Source organism: Cyanobium sp. Copco_Reservoir_LC18, from assembly GCF_009834675.1.
GTDB classification, from domain to species: Bacteria; Cyanobacteriota; Cyanobacteriia; order PCC-6307; family Cyanobiaceae; genus Cyanobium; species Cyanobium minutissimum.
In genome coordinates this window covers 341,053-356,616 of sequence record NZ_ASAC01000026.1, presented here as the reverse complement: position 1 = coordinate 356,616, position 15,564 = coordinate 341,053, and the positions used below count along the sequence as shown (strand labels likewise).

Below are 15,564 nucleotides of genomic sequence, written 5' to 3'. Positions count from 1 at the left end.
AGCACACCGAACCAACCGACGTAGAGACGGTTGTTGGTGGAGGTGACCCACTCACAGAACTGGTTCCACACCGAAGCGCCGGAGCGCTGCTGGAGAGTGGCGGTCATGAGTGCGTAGAAGGAAGACACCGAGCGGTGGCGCCGAAACGCCGAGCCGGTGGAAGGAGATGGGGGCGGACTTCCGCCCCGCAGCACTGTAACAGTGTGTTGCGGAGTGTGAGGGCCGCCTTCATGAAGAAAAGCTTTGCTTCCCGGCGGGCGCCTCCCGCGACCCCCCTCCCAGGCTCCCCTCGCCGGCCCCCTGCCCCCGGGGCGGTCGGCCCCCACCGGCGAGGGGAGCCCGCTTGTTAGCGTCCGGGCACCCCCTCGAGCCGCGTCCGCCGTGAGCGATCAACGGGTGCTGCTCGTGCGGCTGCCCTGCAACCCGATCTTCCCGATCGGCCCGATCTGCCTGGCCGATCACCTGCACAAGTGCTTCCCCGCCCTGCCCCAGCGGATCCTGGATCTGGCGGCCGTGCCTCTCCTCGATGTGCAGCGGGTGCTCCTGGAGGAGGTTGATCAGTTCCGGCCCACCCTGCTGGTGTTCTCCTGGCGGGACATCCAGATCTATGCCCCGGTCGATGGCCGGGGCGGCAATCCGCTGCAGAACTCCTTTGAGGTGTTCTATTCCGCCAATCCCCTCAAGCGCCTGCGGGGGGCGATCGGCGGGCTGCGGCTGATGGGTTCCTATTACGGCGAGCTGTGGCGCAACCTGCGCCTTGTGCGGCGGGGCCTGCGGCGCGCCCGCCGTTACAACCCCGGGGCCCGGGTGGTGATCGGCGGCGGGGCGGTGAGCGTCTTCTATGAGCAGCTGGGCCGCGGCCTGCCCACCGGCTCCGTGGTGTCGGTGGGGGAGGGGGAAGGGCTGCTGGAGAAGCTGATCCGTGGCCAGTCGCTCGCGGCGGAACGCTGCTATGTGGTGGGCGAGGCTCCCCGTCCGGGCCTGATCCACGAGCAACCGGCAGGCCTGGAGAAGACCGCCTGCGACTACGCCTACATCGAAGCGATCTGGCCCCAGCTGAACTGGTACCTCGATGGCGGTGATTTCTACGTCGGGGTCCAGACCAAGCGCGGCTGCCCCCACAACTGCTGCTACTGCGTCTACACCGTGGTGGAGGGCAAGGCCGTGCGGGTCAACCCGATCGCCGAGGTGGTGCGGGAGATGCGCCAGCTCTACGACCGCGGCGTGCGGGGCTTCTGGTTCACCGACGCCCAGTTCATCCCGGCCCGGCGCTACATCGACGATGCCAAGGACCTGCTGCGGGCCATTCAGGCGGAGGGTCTCACGGACATCCGCTGGGCGGCCTACATCCGTGCCGACAATCTCGATGCCGAGCTGGCCGAGCTGATGGTGGCCACGGGGATGAGCTACTTCGAGATCGGCATCACCTCGGGCTCCCAGGAGCTCGTGCGCAAGATGCGCATGGGCTACAACCTGCGCACGGTGCTGGAGAACTGCCGCATGCTGGCGGCGGCCGGCTTCCGGGAGCATGTCTCCGTCAACTATTCGTTCAACGTGATCGACGAACGGCCCGAGACCATCCGCCAGACGATCGCCTACCACCGGGAACTGGAGAGCATCTTCGGCGCCGGGCTGGTGGAGCCGGCGATCTTCTTCATCGGCCTCCAGCCCCACACCCACCTGGAGCAGTACGCCTTCGACCAGGGCATGCTCAAGCCCGGCTACGACCCGATGAGCCTGATGCCCTGGACGGCCCGCAAGCTGCTGTGGAACCCGGAACCGATGGGTCGGGTGTTCGGCCGCATCTGCCTGGAGGCTTTCGAGCGCAACCCGGCCGACTTCGGCCGCACCGTGATGGACCTGCTTGAGCGGGAGTACGGCGTGGCTCCCCTGGAGCAGGCGCTGCGGGCGCCGGTGGAGGGGCGCCGGGCGCTGGCCACGGCGACGCTCTGAGCCGCCAGCAGCACGACATCGGTCACCACGGCATCGGTCACGATTGCCGCAATCAGGCGCTTATTAGGGAATTTTAAGCTAATTAAGGTAAACTCGCCCTCAAGCGGCACAGCCGTGGTCGCAGGCGCCTGCCCTGCAGGCCCCTCCCACCCAAGGCTCCCCCAGACGCTTCCCCAGCATGGCCACCTTCATCGTCACCCCCTCCGGAATCCCCACCCTCCGTGAGGTGATCAATGCGGCGGCCGCAGGGGACATCATCCTTCTGGCGGATGGCACCTATGCCTCCGTCCGCTCCCTTGCCAAGCAGACCTCCGTCCCTGGGGTCGTCCAGGCCTCCGGCTATGCCGTGACAGGCACCTCCGAGGCGGGCACGATCGTCAGGGACACCCGCATCTTCCAGAGGAACGTGGATGGGGCCTTCGGTCCCGGCAGCGTCGAGAACCTCACCCTGGACTACAGCGCCGGTGGCCTCGCCGATGGCGGCGCCCTGCTGCGGGCCACCTCCGGGTCGTTCCTGGTGCGGGATGTCACCTTCACCGGCACCCATACGGGCTGGAACGGCAACGGCAACCTCTACATGTCGTTGACCTCGTTTTCGGCCACGTCCCCGATCACGGCGGATCTGACCCTCGACGATGTCACGGTCAGGGTGAGAGGGCAATCCGGATTCAATCCCGGGACCGGGGCGGGGGGCTCCGCTTTCCTGCACAGCTGGAACAACAGCGGCAGCGTCCGTATCCTCGACAGCCTCTTTGACGAGGCCGGGTTCCTGAGCAGCTTCAACATCCTCAACTTCACGGGTTCGGCTGCCGCCGGTTCGGTTCAGATCTCCGGCAACACCTTCACCCGCTCCGACAACCAGGCCGTTGTCAGGCCGACAGGGAACATTCTCGGCAATGTGGCTGCGACGCTGAGCGGAAATACCTTCCAGAATGGTTCCTATCTTGACCTCTATGACGTCAGCAAGCCCATCACGCTGACATCCAACACATTCTCGACCATTGCCAATGGCTTCGGCCTTCGCATCAATGGCCCCACCGTCGGGGTGCTGCCGACCCTGACCGGCACCAACGTCTTCAGCGGACCCGGCCTGGCCCTCAAATACGTGGATGCGGGCGATAACAAATTCATCAGCCTGACCGGTGCCAGCACGGTCAATGGCACGTCCTTCACCAAGCTCACCGCCGCCGGGCAGGGCAATGACACCCTCACCCTCGCCGCCGGTTTCGCCGACTGGGTGAGCGGCGATGACGGCAATGATTCCATTTCCACCGGCGACCTGGCCGACGTCCTTCTGGGCGGTGCGGGCAATGACACCCTCACCGGTGGCACGGGGAACGATACCGTCAGGGGTGGCGCTGGTGATGACACCATCAACTACACCGTCGATTCCCATGGTGTCGATTCCGTCGATGGTGGCAGTGACACCGACACCCTGGTGCTCACGTCCGGGTCGGGCGATCAAAACCTCACGGTCACCTTCAACGGAACGTCCATCACCGCCTTCGAAGGCGGAACGCTGGCCAATGTGGAGTCGGTGACGGCCAACCTCGGCTCAGGCACGGGGGATGTGCTGGTTTACGACTCGACGTCTGCGGCCGTCACCGCCAACCTGGCACTCGGCACGGCCAGTGGTTTTACGTCGATCGCAGGGATCGAAAATGTGCGTTCCGATGGTGGGGCAGACGTCCTCACCGGCGCCAGCAACAACAACAGGCTGAATGGGCAAGGAAACAACGACACCATCGATGGTGCGGGCGGCAGCGATACCCTCACCGGTGGCCTGGGGGCGGATCTCCTGACGGGTGGTTCCGGCGATGACACCTTCCTCTACGCAACCAGTGCTGAATCCGGTACGACGGCGGCGACCCGTGACACCATCACGGATTTCGAAGGAGCCGGCGTTGCAGGAGGTGACCTGATCAATGTCAATGCGATTGATGCCAACACCGGTGCGGGTGGCAACCAGAATTTCACCTTCATCGGTAATGCAGCCTTCACGGCTGCAGGCCAGTTGCGCTTCTTCCAGGACGGCACCAACACCTTTGTGGAGGCCAACACCACCGGAGTGACGGGAGCTGAATTCACCATTCAGGTGAATGGGTTGCATACCTTCGTCGCCGCTGACTTCGTTCTGTAGGTTGCCTTGCGTCGGGCTTCGGCTCCGCTGAGCGCTACCTCTTCCGCCAGCGCCGCAGCAGCAGCAGTCCCCCCAGCCCGATCCACCCCACCAGACCCCCGATGGGGTTGGGCTGGGTGCCGCCCGGGCCCGCCAGCCATGGGGGGGCTCCGGGCAGCAGCTTCAGCAGGCCCGCCTGCAGGGCGAACCAGCCCCCCACCAGTCCGCCGTGCAGGCCGACCGCCCCCCACAGCACACCGCCATCGTCCCGGCGCACCAGGGCCAGATTCAGCCCCAGCAGCAGCAGCCCCCCCAGCAGGCCCACCGCCCCCAGCCCACCCGCCTGGCTCCAGGGGTGGACAAGGGCGAAGACGGCCGCCTGCAGCAGCAGTGCCCCCCGGGGGGCCATCTGGCGTTGCAGTTCACCCCACAGCCAGCCGCGGAACACCAGTTCCTCGGCGAAGCCCACCCCCACCAGCAGGGCCAGGGCGTTGAGCAGTTCCCCCCCCTCCAGGCCGGTCGGCCCGATCCAGCGGGCGCTTCCCGCGGCCACCAGGGCCACCGCCACCAAGGCCAGCAACGCCAGGGCCCGGAGCAGCCCCCGCCCGAAGGCCCCCAGCCCCGCGGGCAGCGGGGCCAGCACTCCGAGGGCGCGCCATGGATGGGATTCGCCCCAGGCCCGGCGCAACCGCAGCGGCAGGGTCAGCAGCAGCAGCAGCAACGCCACCACAGCCCCTGCCAGATCGACCTGATCCGGGCGCAGCCCGGGGGCGAGGCCGCCCAGGGGGCGCACCAGCAGCCAGCCGAGGCCGTAGAGCAGCGGCACGTAGAGCAGGGTGCCGCTCCAGTGCAGGCGCGGGAACGCTTCGGGTTCCGGCGACGGTCCTGCGGGCTGGCGAGCCACTCAGCTCTCCGGCTCGATCGTGCTCGTCAGGCCCTTGGCCTTGAGGGTTTCGCAGTAGAACTCCGCCGGCTCCAGATCGCAGACGATCACCAGTCCCACGCCGGTGTTGTGGGCTTCCAGCATCACGGCGATGGCATCCTGCTCACTCAGGGAGGGCACCACCTGGCGCAGGGTGTTCACCACATACTCCATGCTGTTCACGGGGTCGTTGTGAAGCAGCACCTTGTAGCGGGGTGAGGTCTTGCGCACCCGCTCCGGCGCCTTCTCGATCACGGCGGCCCCCCCCGGCGAACGGGAGGGCGTTTCGGTGGCCTCCGGGGCGGTGGAGCCGGTGGCGAAGGGCGGGATGGTCATGGGCATGGCCGCTCCGGTCCTGACAGGGGCCAACTCTAAAGAGCCCGGATCCGGCGCATCGCCTCGTCCACGTTGGCGCGGGAGTTGAAGGCGGAGAGGCGGAAATAGCCCTCGCCCGCCGCGCCGAAGCCGCTGCCGGGGGTGCCCACCACATGGGCCTGCCCCAGCAGGTGATCGAAGAAGCCCCAGGAATCCAGCCCGTCGGGGGTCTTGATCCACACGTAGGGGGCCTGCTGGCCCCCGTACACCTGCAGGCCGGCGGCCTCCAGTTCACGGCGGATGATGGCCGCGTTCTCCATGTAGAAGCGGATCAGGCCCCGCACCTGCTCCTGGCCTTCCGGGGAGTAGACGGCTTCGGCGCCCCGCTGCACGATGTAGCTCACGCCGTTGAACTTGGTGCTCTGGCGCCGGTTCCAGAGGCCCCACAGCTCCACGGGCTCGCCGTTGGCCGTGGTGCCGGTGAGTCCCCGGGGCACCACGGTGAAGGCGCAGCGGGTGCCGGTGAAGCCGGCGTTCTTGGAGAAGGAGCGGAACTCGATCGCGCAGCGCCGTGCGCCCTCGATCTCATAGATGGAGTGGGGCAGCTCCGGATCGGAGATGAACGCCTCGTAGGCGGCGTCGAAGAGGATCAGGGCGTTGTGGGCCAGGGCGTAGTCCACCCACTGCTTCAGCTGTTCCCGGGTGGCGACGGCGCCGGTGGGGTTGTTGGGGAAGCAGAGGTAGATGAGGTCGACCGGCTGCTCCGGCAGGGGGGCCACGAAGCCGTTGGCCGCCGTGATCGGCAGGTAGGTGAGGCCGCCGTAGCGACCGCCCCCGTCGGCGTCGCCGGTGCGGCCCGCCATCACGTTGCTGTCGACGTACACCGGATAGACCGGATCGGTGACGGCGATGCGGTTGCCGGCCCCGAGGATGTCGAGGATGTTGCTGCTGTCGCACTTGGAGCCGTCGGAGATGAAGATCTCCTCGGCGCTCACCTCGCAGCCGCGGGCCTGGAAGTCGTGGCGGGCGATCGCCTCCCGCAGCCAGCCGTAGCCCTGCTCGGGGCCATAGCCGTGGAAGCCCTCCCGGGTGCCCATGGCTTCGATCGCCTGTTGCATCGCCTGCCGGCAGGCCGCCGGCAGCGGTTCGGTGACGTCGCCGATCCCCAGGCGGATCACGGCCGCCTCGGGATGGGCCTCCGTGAACGCCTTGACGCGCCGGGCGATCTCGGGGAACAGGTAGCCCGCCTTGAGCCGGAGATAGCTGTCGTTGACCTGGACCATGGGTGGGAAGCGAAAGGCGGGGCGGCGGGGCCAGGCGGCATCTTCCTATGGCGCGGGCCGGCCTGCCTACGCTCGGCCTGCAGCCCGCCGGTCGCCGCCGTGCCCTTCGCCACCGCCGACGCGTTCGTCGCCGGCACCGCCGACGCTCCCGTCGCCTTCGCCGAGCTGGTCGACGGCGGCATCGCCCGGCCGGCCCGCTACCTCGGCAACGAACGGGGGGTGGAGCCCCGCGACTGGTCGGCGGCCCGGGTGCGCTGGGCGCTCACCTATCCGGAGGTCTACGAGGTCGGCGCCAGCAACCTGGGCCACGTGCTGCTTTACGCGATCCTCAACGCCGTTCCAGGCCAGCTGTGCGATCGGGCCTACCTGCCGGCCCCCGATCTGGCGGCCCGGCTGCGGGAGCGGGGGGCGCCCCTGTTCGCGGTGGAGAGCCACCGGCCCCTGACGGCCTTCGACATCCTCGGCTTCAGCCTCAGCTACGAACTCGGCGGCACCAACATCCTCGAGATGCTGGATCTGGCGGGCATCCCGATCCGTGCCGCCGACCGGGGCGACCTGCCCCTGGACCACCCGGCGGCACCGCCGCTGATCTTCGCCGGCGGCCCCACCGCCACGGGCAACCCCGAGCCCTTCGCGCCGTTCTTCGATTTCCTCGCCCTGGGGGATGGGGAGGAGCTGCTGCCCGAAATCGGCCTGGTGGTGGCCGAGGGCCGGGCCGCGGGCCTGGGCCGCCGGGCCCTGCTGCGGGACCTGGCCGAGGTGCCCGGGGTCTATGTGCCCTCCCTGTACGCCCCCGGACCGGATGGGGTGAGCCTGCGGCCGCTGGAGCCGGGCCTGGCGCCCCGCATCCAGCGGCGCACGGCCACCCCCATGCCCCACTACGCCATGGGCCTGGTGCCCCACATCGAGACGGTCCACGACCGGCTCACGGTGGAGATCCGCCGCGGCTGCACCCGCGGCTGCCGCTTCTGCCAGCCGGGGATGCTGACGCGCCCGGCCCGGGACGTGGAGCCGGAGGCGGTCATCGAGGCGGTGGAGGAGGGCATGCTCCGCACCGGCTACAGCGACTTCTCGCTGCTGTCGCTCAGCTGCAGCGATTACCTCTCCCTGCCGGCGGTGGGGGTGGAGCTGCGCAACCGGCTGGCGGAACACAACGTCAGCCTCACCCTGCCCAGCCAGCGGGTCGACCGCTTCGACACCTCCATCGCCCACATCCTCGGCGGCACCCGCCGGGCCGGGCTCACCTTCGCCCCCGAGGCCGGCACCCAGCGCCTGCGGGACATCGTCAACAAGGGGCTCACGGATGCGGAGCTGCTGCGCGGCATCCGCACCGCCATGGAGAACGGCTACAACCGCGTGAAGCTCTATTTCATGATCGGCCTGCCGGGCGAAACCGACGCCGACGTGCTCGGGATCGTCGACACCTGCCGGGGGCTGCAGCAGCAGTGCCGTGACCTGGGACGGCTGCAGCTCAATCTCACGATCAGCAACTTCACCCCCAAGCCCCACACGCCGTTCCAGTGGCACAGCGTGTCCACCGCCGAATTCCGGCGCCGGCAGCAACTGCTGCGCGACGCCCTGCGGCCCCTGCGGGGCATCAAGACCAACTACACCGACGTGCGGCTGTCGGCGGTGGAGGACTTCGTCGGCCGCGGCGACCGGCGGCTGGCGCCGGTGATCGAGGCGGCCTGGCGGGCCGGCGCGGGGCTGGATGCCTGGTTCGAATCCGCCGACCGCAGCCATGCCGCCTGGACCGGCGCCATCGAGGCCGCCGGCCTGGGGGGCTCCTACCGGGCCCTGGAGATGGGCGGCTGGAGTGCGGCGGAGGCCTTCGCCACGGGCGACCTGGAGGCCTTCTGCCGCCAGCCCCTGCCCTGGGACCACATCGATTCCGGCGTCGACAAGGCCTGGCTGGCGGAGGACCTGGGCCGGGCCCTGGCGGCCGCCGTGGTGCCCGACTGCTCCTTCGAGGGCTGCAGCAGCTGCGGGGTCTGCGGCCCGGAGCTGGGGCACAACGTGGTGATCCCGCCGCCCCCCGTGCCGTCGCCGCTGCCGCCGCGGGCGCCGGCCAGCGAGCGGGTCTGCCGGCTGCGCTTCGCCTTCGCCAAGACCGGCTCCCTGGCCCTGATCAGCCATCTCGACACCCTGCGGCTGCTGGAGCGGGCCCTGCGCCGCAGCGGCCTGCCGGTGAGCTTCACGGGCGGTTTCCATCCCCTGCCGCGGCTGCAGGTGGCCCTGCCCCTGCCCCTGGGGGTGGAGGGCCACCGCGAGTGGCTCGACCTGGACTTCGCCGCCCCGGTGGACCCCGAGACGGCCCGGGAGCGCCTGCAGGCGCAGCTCAGCGCCGAGCTGAGCCTGCTCTCGGTCCGGGCCGTCCCCCTGGAGACCCCCGGCCTGGCCCAGCAGATCCGTTCCGCCCAGTGGCGGTTCACCCTGCGGCCGGGCCCGGATCCGGCGGCCCCCGATCGGGCGGCACTGACGCCGGAGCGCTGGGCCGCGGCGGTCGCGGCGCTGCTGGAGGCCACCAGCCTTCCCTGGCAGGACCAGGACAAGAAGGGCCGCCCCCGACAGCGCGAGTGCCGCCCCTACCTGCTCGACCTCCACCTGGTGGCCCCCGAGGGGGCCTCCGCGGCAGGGGGGGACCAGGTGCTGGATCTGGAGGCCGCCGTGGATCCCCAGGGCCGCAGCCTGCGGCCGGACCATCTGCGCCACTGGCTGAGCACCGGTCTCGGCCAACCGCTGGTGCTCGGTGCGGTCCAGCGCCGTTGCCTCCGGCTGGACGCATGCTAAGTTCGCCCTAGACAGAGACAGGAACAGCGGGGCTCCCTCCCTTCTTCCTCCCCTGCCCAGACGCTTCTGCATCAGGGACGCTTTCTAGAAGCTCCTCGGCGAAAGCGCTATCACAGTCAACATTGCCTGGTTCGGTCTTCGTTGCTTTGCATCGGGAAGGAACGACATTCCTTTCGTCACGCTGCCGGCCCGACGACGTCGCTGCTCCCATCCGGGCCCCCTGGCTACGGGGAGCCCGACCAGGCAACCGCCGACTCCCTTGTTTCCGGGGTCTGGCCTGATCCCCTCCAGAGACTGAGCGGCCGTCACGGTCGCCGTCCGATTCCTTCCCCCACCTGCCCCCCGGCAGGGCTCCACTGAGCCCACCATCTCTTCCATGCCCCAGCAGATCGTCATCGCTGAGCAGTTGCGGATCGCCGCAGTGCTCAACGACGAACGCGTCGATGAACTGATCGTCGCCCAGGGTCGTTATCAGATCGGTGACGTCTACCTCGGAACCGTCGAGAACGTGTTGCCCGGGATCGATGCCGCCTTTGTCAACATCGGCGAAACCGAGAAGAACGGCTTCATCCACATCACCGATCTGGGTCCCCTGCGGCTGAAGAAGGGGGGCGCCGGCATCACGGAGCTGCTTGAGCCCCGCCAGAAGGTGCTCGTCCAGGTGATGAAGGAGCCCACGGGCACCAAGGGGCCGCGCCTCACCGGCAACCTGTCCCTGCCGGGGCGCTTCCTGGTGCTCCAGCCCCACGGCCAGGGTGTCAACATCTCCCGGCGCATCAACGGCGAGAACGAGCGCAACCGCCTGCGGGCCCTCGGCGTGCTGATCAAGCCCCCCGGCGCCGGCCTGCTGATCCGCACCGAGGCCGAGGACGTCAGCGAGGAGATGCTGATCGACGACCTCGAGGCCCTGCTGCGCCAATGGGAATCGATCCAGCAGGCGGCCGAGACGGCCTCCCCTCCGGTGCTCCTCAACCGGGATGAGGACTTCATCCACCGGGTGCTGCGCGATCTCTACAGCCCCGAGGTGCTGCGGGTGGTGGTCGACAGCCCCGATGCGGTGGCCCGCGTCAACGCCTTCCTCGGCGCCGACCAGGCCAACCTGCTGGTGGAGCACCACGGCGAACCCACCGAGATCCTGGAGCACTACCGGGTCAACGCCGCCATCCGTGATGCCCTCAAGCCCCGGGTGGATCTGCCCTCCGGCGGCTACGTGATCATCGAGCCCACCGAGGCGCTCACGGTCATCGACGTCAACTCCGGCTCCTTCACCCGCTCGGCCAACGCCCGCGAGACGGTGCTGTGGACCAACTGCGAGGCGGCGGTGGAGATCGCCCGCCAGCTCAAGCTGCGCAACATCGGCGGCGTCGTGATCATCGACTTCATCGACATGGAGTCCCGTCGTGACCAGCTGCAGCTGCTGGAGCACTTCACCCAGGCCAGCCGCGACGACACGGCCCGCCCCCAGATCGCCCAGCTCACCGAGCTCGGCCTGGTGGAGCTGACCCGCAAGCGCCAGGGCCAGAACATCTACGAACTCTTCGGCCGGGCCTGCCCCAGCTGTGGCGGTCTGGGCCACGTGGCGGTGCTGCCCGGCAAGGACACCCTCCAGCCCCTGGCCACGGTCTCGGGCCTGGTGCGTTCGGCCGCTTCGGCCCGGGCCGAAGTGGCCAGCCCCTCGACCGGCGCCGGTGAGTCCGGCGGCAGCGGCCGCCGCCGCCGTGGCGGCCGTGGCGGGCGCGGCTCCGACGGGGCTGAGCCCCCGGCCCTGGGCGGCTACGCCGAGGGCGGTGCCAACGGCAGCGCCGTCGCCCCGCCGGCGGCCCAGGAGAGTGTCGCCAGCGACGCTCCGCAGCGCCGCCAGGAGCCCGAGGTGCTGGCCGTGCCGATGGATCCTGAACAGGAGCTGGTCTACGGCTGGATGGGGTTGAGTCCGGCCTTGCTGCTCGATCCGGTCCCCAGCGGCGACAGCCTGATGGTGCGCGTGGTGCGCCCCGACGCCGACCCCGAGGCCGTCCTCGAGGAAGCCCGCCAGCAGCTGGCCGCCAGCGGCTCCCGTCGCCGGCGGCGCGGCCGCAACGGCGAGGGCCGTAACGGCACGGCCGACGCCAACGGCATGGCCGACGCGCCCGAGGCGGCGGAATCCCCCACCTCTTCCGGGGCCTTCGACTCCCCGGTGCACGAGGCGATCCCCATTCTCGAGATCACCCCGGCCCCGTTCGAACCCCTGCCCACGCCGGTCCCGTCCGAGCTGGTGGCCGTGGCCGTTCCCAGCCGCCGCTCCTCAGGCCGATCGACACCGGTCGCGGCGGCGGCTCCGGTCCCCGTGGCCGCCGCCGCCGCGGTCCCCGCCGCGGATTCCCCGGCCACCGACCCCGGTGAGCCCCGCCGCCGCCGCCGCCGCTCCTCCGCCGCTGGCTGATCGTCCCGGCTTCGACGCTTCGGTCTGGGGTGGACTCGACCCCGCAGACTGTGCCGGTGTCGATGAGGTCGGCCGGGGCAGCCTGTTCGGCCCTGTGTTCGCCGCGGCGGTGGTGCTGCCGGCCACCGCCCTGGCCACCCTGGCGGCAGCGGGCCTGAACGACAGCAAGAAGCTCAGCGCCCGGCGCCGGGGGGCCCTGGTACCCCTGCTGCGCCACCATGCCCTGGCCTGGGCCCTGGGGCAGGCCAGCGCCGGCGAGATCGATCGCTGGGGGGTGCGACGGGCCACCGAATGGGCGATGCTGCGGGCCCTGCACCGGCTTCCCCGTTCCCCCCGGCTGCTGCTGGTGGATGGGGTGCTGCCCCTGCGGGGCTGGGACGGCCCCCAGACCACCCTGGTGGGCGGCGACGGTCGCTGCGCGGCGATCGCCGCCGCCAGCGTGCTCGCCAAGCAGGAGCGGGATGCCCTGCTGCGGCGCCTGGCCCTGCGCCACCCCGGCTACGGCCTGGAGCGTCACGCCGGCTACGGCACCCGTCAGCACCGGGAGGCGATCGAGCGGCTGGGACCCACGCCCCTGCACCGCCGCAGCTTCCTCAGGTCGATCGGCACCAGCGCTGGAAATCCCCCAGCAGCTGCTGACTCACCCGGGTCCTGATGCCCAGCAGGATGCCGCCGAGCACCGAGCGGCCCGTGGCCTCCAGCACCTTGGGGGGGATCAGCTGCAGCAGGGTGGGGCGGCTCACCGTCACCGACAGGCTGGCTTCGCCGGTGAGGCCGCCGTCGGCGGCAGCGAGCCAGGAGCAGAGCCCGAGACGGAAGTCCTCCACCAGCCCGAGTCCCTCCAGCTGGCAGTCGAGGGCCTCCAGTTCCAGCCGGCCATGGCGACGCACCACCTGCAGCTCCACCACCGGCTGGATCTTCAGCTGGAACACCCGCACCTGGCTCACCGTGTAGCGGTAGCGGCCGGGGCCGAGGGGTTCGAGCTGGGTGGGGTCGAGCAGGGCCTGCACCACCCGCTGCTCATCGTCGAGATAGGCGGGCAGGCGATCCGCCTCGCTGGCCACCGGGAGGTCGAGTTGCTGACTGGCGCTGAAGGCCAGGGACATGGCCTGCGGGCCGGCAGGCCATGATCCTACCGATCACCCCAGAGCGTCCCACCGCCATGCGCCTCGCCTTTCTCGGTCCCGTCGGCACCTACGGTGAGCAGGCGGCGCAGCGACTGGCGGCCCTCGAGGGTCTCGAGGCGGTGGTCTTCGTGCCCCAGCAGGGCATCCGCGCCGTGATCCGGGCCCTGGCCGACGGCGACTGCGATCTGGCGGTGGTGCCGGTGGAAAACTCCGTCGAAGGGGGCGTCACCAGCTGCCTCGATGCCCTCTGGGAGCACCCTGACCTGGCGGTGGCCCGGGCCCTGGTGCTGCCCATCCGCCACGCCCTGGTGGGCACGGGCCCCCTCGACGCCATCAGTGAGGTGCTCTCCCACCCCCAGGCCCTGGCCCAGTGCAGCCTGTGGCTGGGGGAGCACCTGCCCCAGGCCCTGCAGCTGCCCACCAGCTCCACGGCCGAGGCGGCCCGGCTGGTGCGGGGCAGCCGCTTCCGGGGCGCCATCGCCTCCCTGGAGGCGGCGGCCGAGCACGGCCTGGAGGTGCTGGCCCACCCGATCAACGATGTGCCCGGCAACTGCACCCGTTTCCTGCTGCTGCGCCGCGGCGAGCGCTCCCACCGGGGCCCCCATGCCAGCCTGGCGTTCTCGCTCCATTCCAACCAGCCCGGTGCCCTGCTGGAGTCGCTGGGCTGCTTCGCGCGCCAGGGCCTGAACATGAGCCGGATCGAATCGCGTCCGTCCAAGCGGGAGATGGGCGAGTACATCTTCTTCGTCGATCTTGAGCTTCCCGAGGGCGCCGAGCCCCTGGAGGGGGCGATCGCCGATCTCAGCCCCCTCTGCGAGCACCTGGCCCTGTTCGGGGCCTACCCCCTCACCAACCTCGCCGCCGAGGAGCGGGCCGACTGAGTCAGCCGCGCCCCGCCGTGGCCCCGGCTCCCGGCGCCTCACCGCGGAAGACCCCGAACTGCATCAGGCCGTTGCGGAAGGCCCAGTCCATCAGCAGCAGCGTCGGTGTCTCCCGCAGCCCCTGCAGCACGGCCCGGGGGCCCAGCCCCAGCACCGCCCCGGGGCGGCGCACGCCTTCAAGGATCGAATCCACCCAGGAGGGCAGCGTGGCCGCCGTCCAGTCGGCGGTGCTGATCGTCAGGCCCCGGTTCCAGGGGCTGGTCTCCAGATTCCGCCTCAGGGAGGGGATGCTGGCGAACTCCGGATGGGCCCACTGGTCGAGCAGCTGGCGCATCACCCAGCGCTCCAGCCGATTCATGGGGGCGACGCTCGGGTCGCGGCGGTTCCAGTCGGCGACCGCCAGAGAGCCCCCCGGCCGGAGCACCCGCAGCATCTCATCGGCGTAGCGCTGCTTGTCGGGCATGTGGGGGCCGGCCTCCACACTCCAGACCGCATCGAAGCCCGTTCCAGGCCCCCCGTCCGGCAGCTCGAGGGCCAGGGCATCCATCACGGCGAACCGGCAGTTCGGCAGATCGGCGGGGGTGAGCTCCCGGGCCCGGGCGATCTGGGCCGGGCTGATGCTGATCCCCAGCACCTCGAAGCCGTAGTCGCGGGCCAGGATCCGGGCGCTGCCGCCGATGCCGCAGCCCACGTCCAGCACGCGGCTGCCGGGGGGCAGGCGGTCGAGGCCGCTCCAGCGCACCAGTTCGTGGACGAAGGCGGCCTTGGCGGCGCGGAAGTCGCGGGCGCCGGGGGGGTCACCGTAGTGGCCCAGGTGCACATGCTCGCCCCAGAGCCGCTCCAGCAGCCGGTCGTCCGTCCAGCGGTCGTAGGCGGCGGCGACGCTGGCCGGGGAGAGGTAGGCCCGCGAGCGGCGCTGCCACACCAGGGCGGCCAGCACCGCGGCCAGGGCACCCCCCGTCAGGAGGAGGGGCAGCAGGGCGCCGCCCGGAAGGAGGCTCGGCATGGCTCAGGTCTCGCTGCTGCCGTCACCGAGGCTGGAGAAGGTGTCCTTGAGGACGGTCCGGGCCGCCAGCTGGCGCCGGGTCTGGTCGAGCAGTTCGAATTCCTGGCGCAGGCGCTCGCCGGTGTCGGTGATCTCCAGCAGGGCCTGCTGGTGATCGGCCACCGGGCCGCCGAGGTGGGCGCCGATCCAGAAGGAGAGCTCCCGCGGCAGGTCGGGCAGATCGGCGGGCAGGGAGGAGGGCTTGCCGATCAGCTTGCCGGTGAGGTCGACCACGTCGCGCAGGGCGCGGGTCACGTCGCTGGTGAGGGTCTCGAGCTCCTCGTGGCTTTCGCTCACCGTGTCCTCGATCCAGCTGACCATGCCGACGCGGAACGGGGTGTCGCGCACGATGTCGAGCACCCGGAAGCGCTGCTGCCCCATGGTGACGATGTTGCTGCGGTCGTCGTCCTGCACCTGGCAGTGGAGGATCTCGGCGCAGCAGCCCACCTCCGCCATCTTCTTGCTCTGGGGATCCCAGCGCACCACCCCGAAGCGCCTGTCCTCCGACATCGCCGTTCGCAGCATCATGCGATAGCGCGGCTCGAAGATGTGGAGCGGCAGCACTTCCTGGGGGAAGAGCACCACATCGGGGAGGGGGAACAGGGGCAGCTCCCTGACGGCCAGGTCAGTCACGCGAGCAGGATGCCGCTGGCGGCAGGGGGGAAGGGGCGATCGAAGGGCGGCGGCGGAAGGATCAACCAGGGCAACTC

The 15,564-nt window shown here is 70.3% G+C and carries 12 protein-coding genes and 1 pseudogene; 6 read left to right on the top strand and 7 right to left on the bottom strand.

Annotation, left to right across the window (positions count from 1 at the left end; all coding sequences use genetic code 11):
* Positions 1 to 107, bottom strand: a pseudogene (locus tag L107_RS16220) (photosystem II q(b) protein); the annotation flags it as partial.
* A gap of 274 nt (positions 108 to 381) precedes the next feature.
* Between L107_RS16220 and L107_RS16215 the strand changes: the two are divergent.
* Together L107_RS16215 and L107_RS16210 are read left to right on the top strand one after the other, a co-directional pair.
* A complete protein-coding gene (locus tag L107_RS16215; protein WP_201295926.1) occupies positions 382 to 1,953 on the top strand; it encodes a photosystem II high light acclimation radical SAM protein in 1,572 nt (523 codons plus the stop codon).
* A gap of 178 nt (positions 1,954 to 2,131) precedes the next feature.
* Positions 2,132 to 4,093, top strand: coding sequence for a calcium-binding protein (locus L107_RS16210; RefSeq protein WP_159820476.1), 1,962 nt, complete (start codon positions 2,132 to 2,134; stop codon positions 4,091 to 4,093).
* Positions 4,094 to 4,127: 34 nt separating this feature from the next.
* Here L107_RS16210 and L107_RS16205 read toward each other — a convergent pair whose 3' ends face one another.
* Genes L107_RS16205 through L107_RS16195 form a run of 3 tightly spaced genes read right to left on the bottom strand, consistent with a single transcriptional unit; the run spans position 4,128 to position 6,592 of the window.
* Positions 4,128 to 4,976, bottom strand: a complete 849-nt coding sequence (locus L107_RS16205) for a lysostaphin resistance A-like protein (RefSeq protein WP_370515510.1) — start codon at positions 4,974 to 4,976, stop codon at positions 4,128 to 4,130.
* Positions 4,977 to 5,336 (bottom strand): ATP-dependent Clp protease adapter ClpS, encoded by a 360-nt coding sequence (clpS, locus tag L107_RS16200; protein ID WP_201295925.1) that lies wholly within the window; start codon positions 5,334 to 5,336, stop codon positions 4,977 to 4,979. It abuts the gene before it with no gap.
* Positions 5,337 to 5,365: 29 nt separating this feature from the next.
* Entirely contained in the window at positions 5,366 to 6,592 is a 1,227-nt protein-coding gene (locus tag L107_RS16195) for an LL-diaminopimelate aminotransferase (RefSeq protein WP_159820474.1), read from the bottom strand.
* A 99-nt stretch (positions 6,593 to 6,691) separates the two neighbouring features.
* Here L107_RS16195 and L107_RS16190 point away from each other — a divergent pair, with 99 nt between their 5' ends.
* The 3 genes from L107_RS16190 to L107_RS16180 all read left to right on the top strand — a co-directional run bounded on the left by L107_RS16190 (position 6,692) and on the right by L107_RS16180 (position 12,456).
* Entirely contained in the window at positions 6,692 to 9,382 is a 2,691-nt protein-coding gene (locus L107_RS16190) for a TIGR03960 family B12-binding radical SAM protein (RefSeq protein ID WP_159820472.1), read from the top strand.
* A gap of 376 nt (positions 9,383 to 9,758) precedes the next feature.
* Positions 9,759 to 11,801, top strand: a complete 2,043-nt coding sequence (locus tag L107_RS16185) for an Rne/Rng family ribonuclease (protein ID WP_159820470.1) — start codon at positions 9,759 to 9,761, stop codon at positions 11,799 to 11,801.
* Positions 11,794 to 12,456, top strand: coding sequence for a ribonuclease HII (locus L107_RS16180; RefSeq protein ID WP_159820554.1), 663 nt, complete (start codon positions 11,794 to 11,796; stop codon positions 12,454 to 12,456). Before L107_RS16185 ends, L107_RS16180 begins: the two co-directional genes overlap by 8 nt.
* Here L107_RS16180 and L107_RS16175 read toward each other — a convergent pair.
* The gene (locus L107_RS16175) at positions 12,395 to 12,907 is read right to left on the bottom strand and encodes a DUF1997 domain-containing protein (RefSeq protein WP_159820468.1); all 513 of its coding nucleotides are present in this window, start codon (positions 12,905 to 12,907) and stop codon (positions 12,395 to 12,397) included. The genes L107_RS16180 and L107_RS16175 overlap by 62 nt on opposite strands.
* A 56-nt stretch (positions 12,908 to 12,963) precedes the next feature.
* Here L107_RS16175 and pheA point away from each other — a divergent pair, with 56 nt between their 5' ends.
* Entirely contained in the window at positions 12,964 to 13,809 is an 846-nt protein-coding gene (pheA, locus tag L107_RS16170; protein WP_159820466.1) for a prephenate dehydratase, read from the top strand.
* 1 nt (position 13,810) lies between these two features.
* Here pheA and L107_RS16165 read toward each other — a convergent pair whose 3' ends face one another.
* Both L107_RS16165 and L107_RS16160 read right to left on the bottom strand, forming a co-directional pair.
* Complete coding sequence (locus tag L107_RS16165) at positions 13,811 to 14,815, bottom strand: methyltransferase domain-containing protein (RefSeq protein ID WP_159820464.1); 1,005 nt, start codon at positions 14,813 to 14,815, stop codon at positions 13,811 to 13,813.
* A gap of 3 nt (positions 14,816 to 14,818) precedes the next feature.
* The gene (locus L107_RS16160) at positions 14,819 to 15,487 is read right to left on the bottom strand and encodes an LON peptidase substrate-binding domain-containing protein (protein ID WP_015109453.1); all 669 of its coding nucleotides are present in this window, start codon (positions 15,485 to 15,487) and stop codon (positions 14,819 to 14,821) included.
* Positions 15,488 to 15,564: the final 77 nt, after the last annotated feature.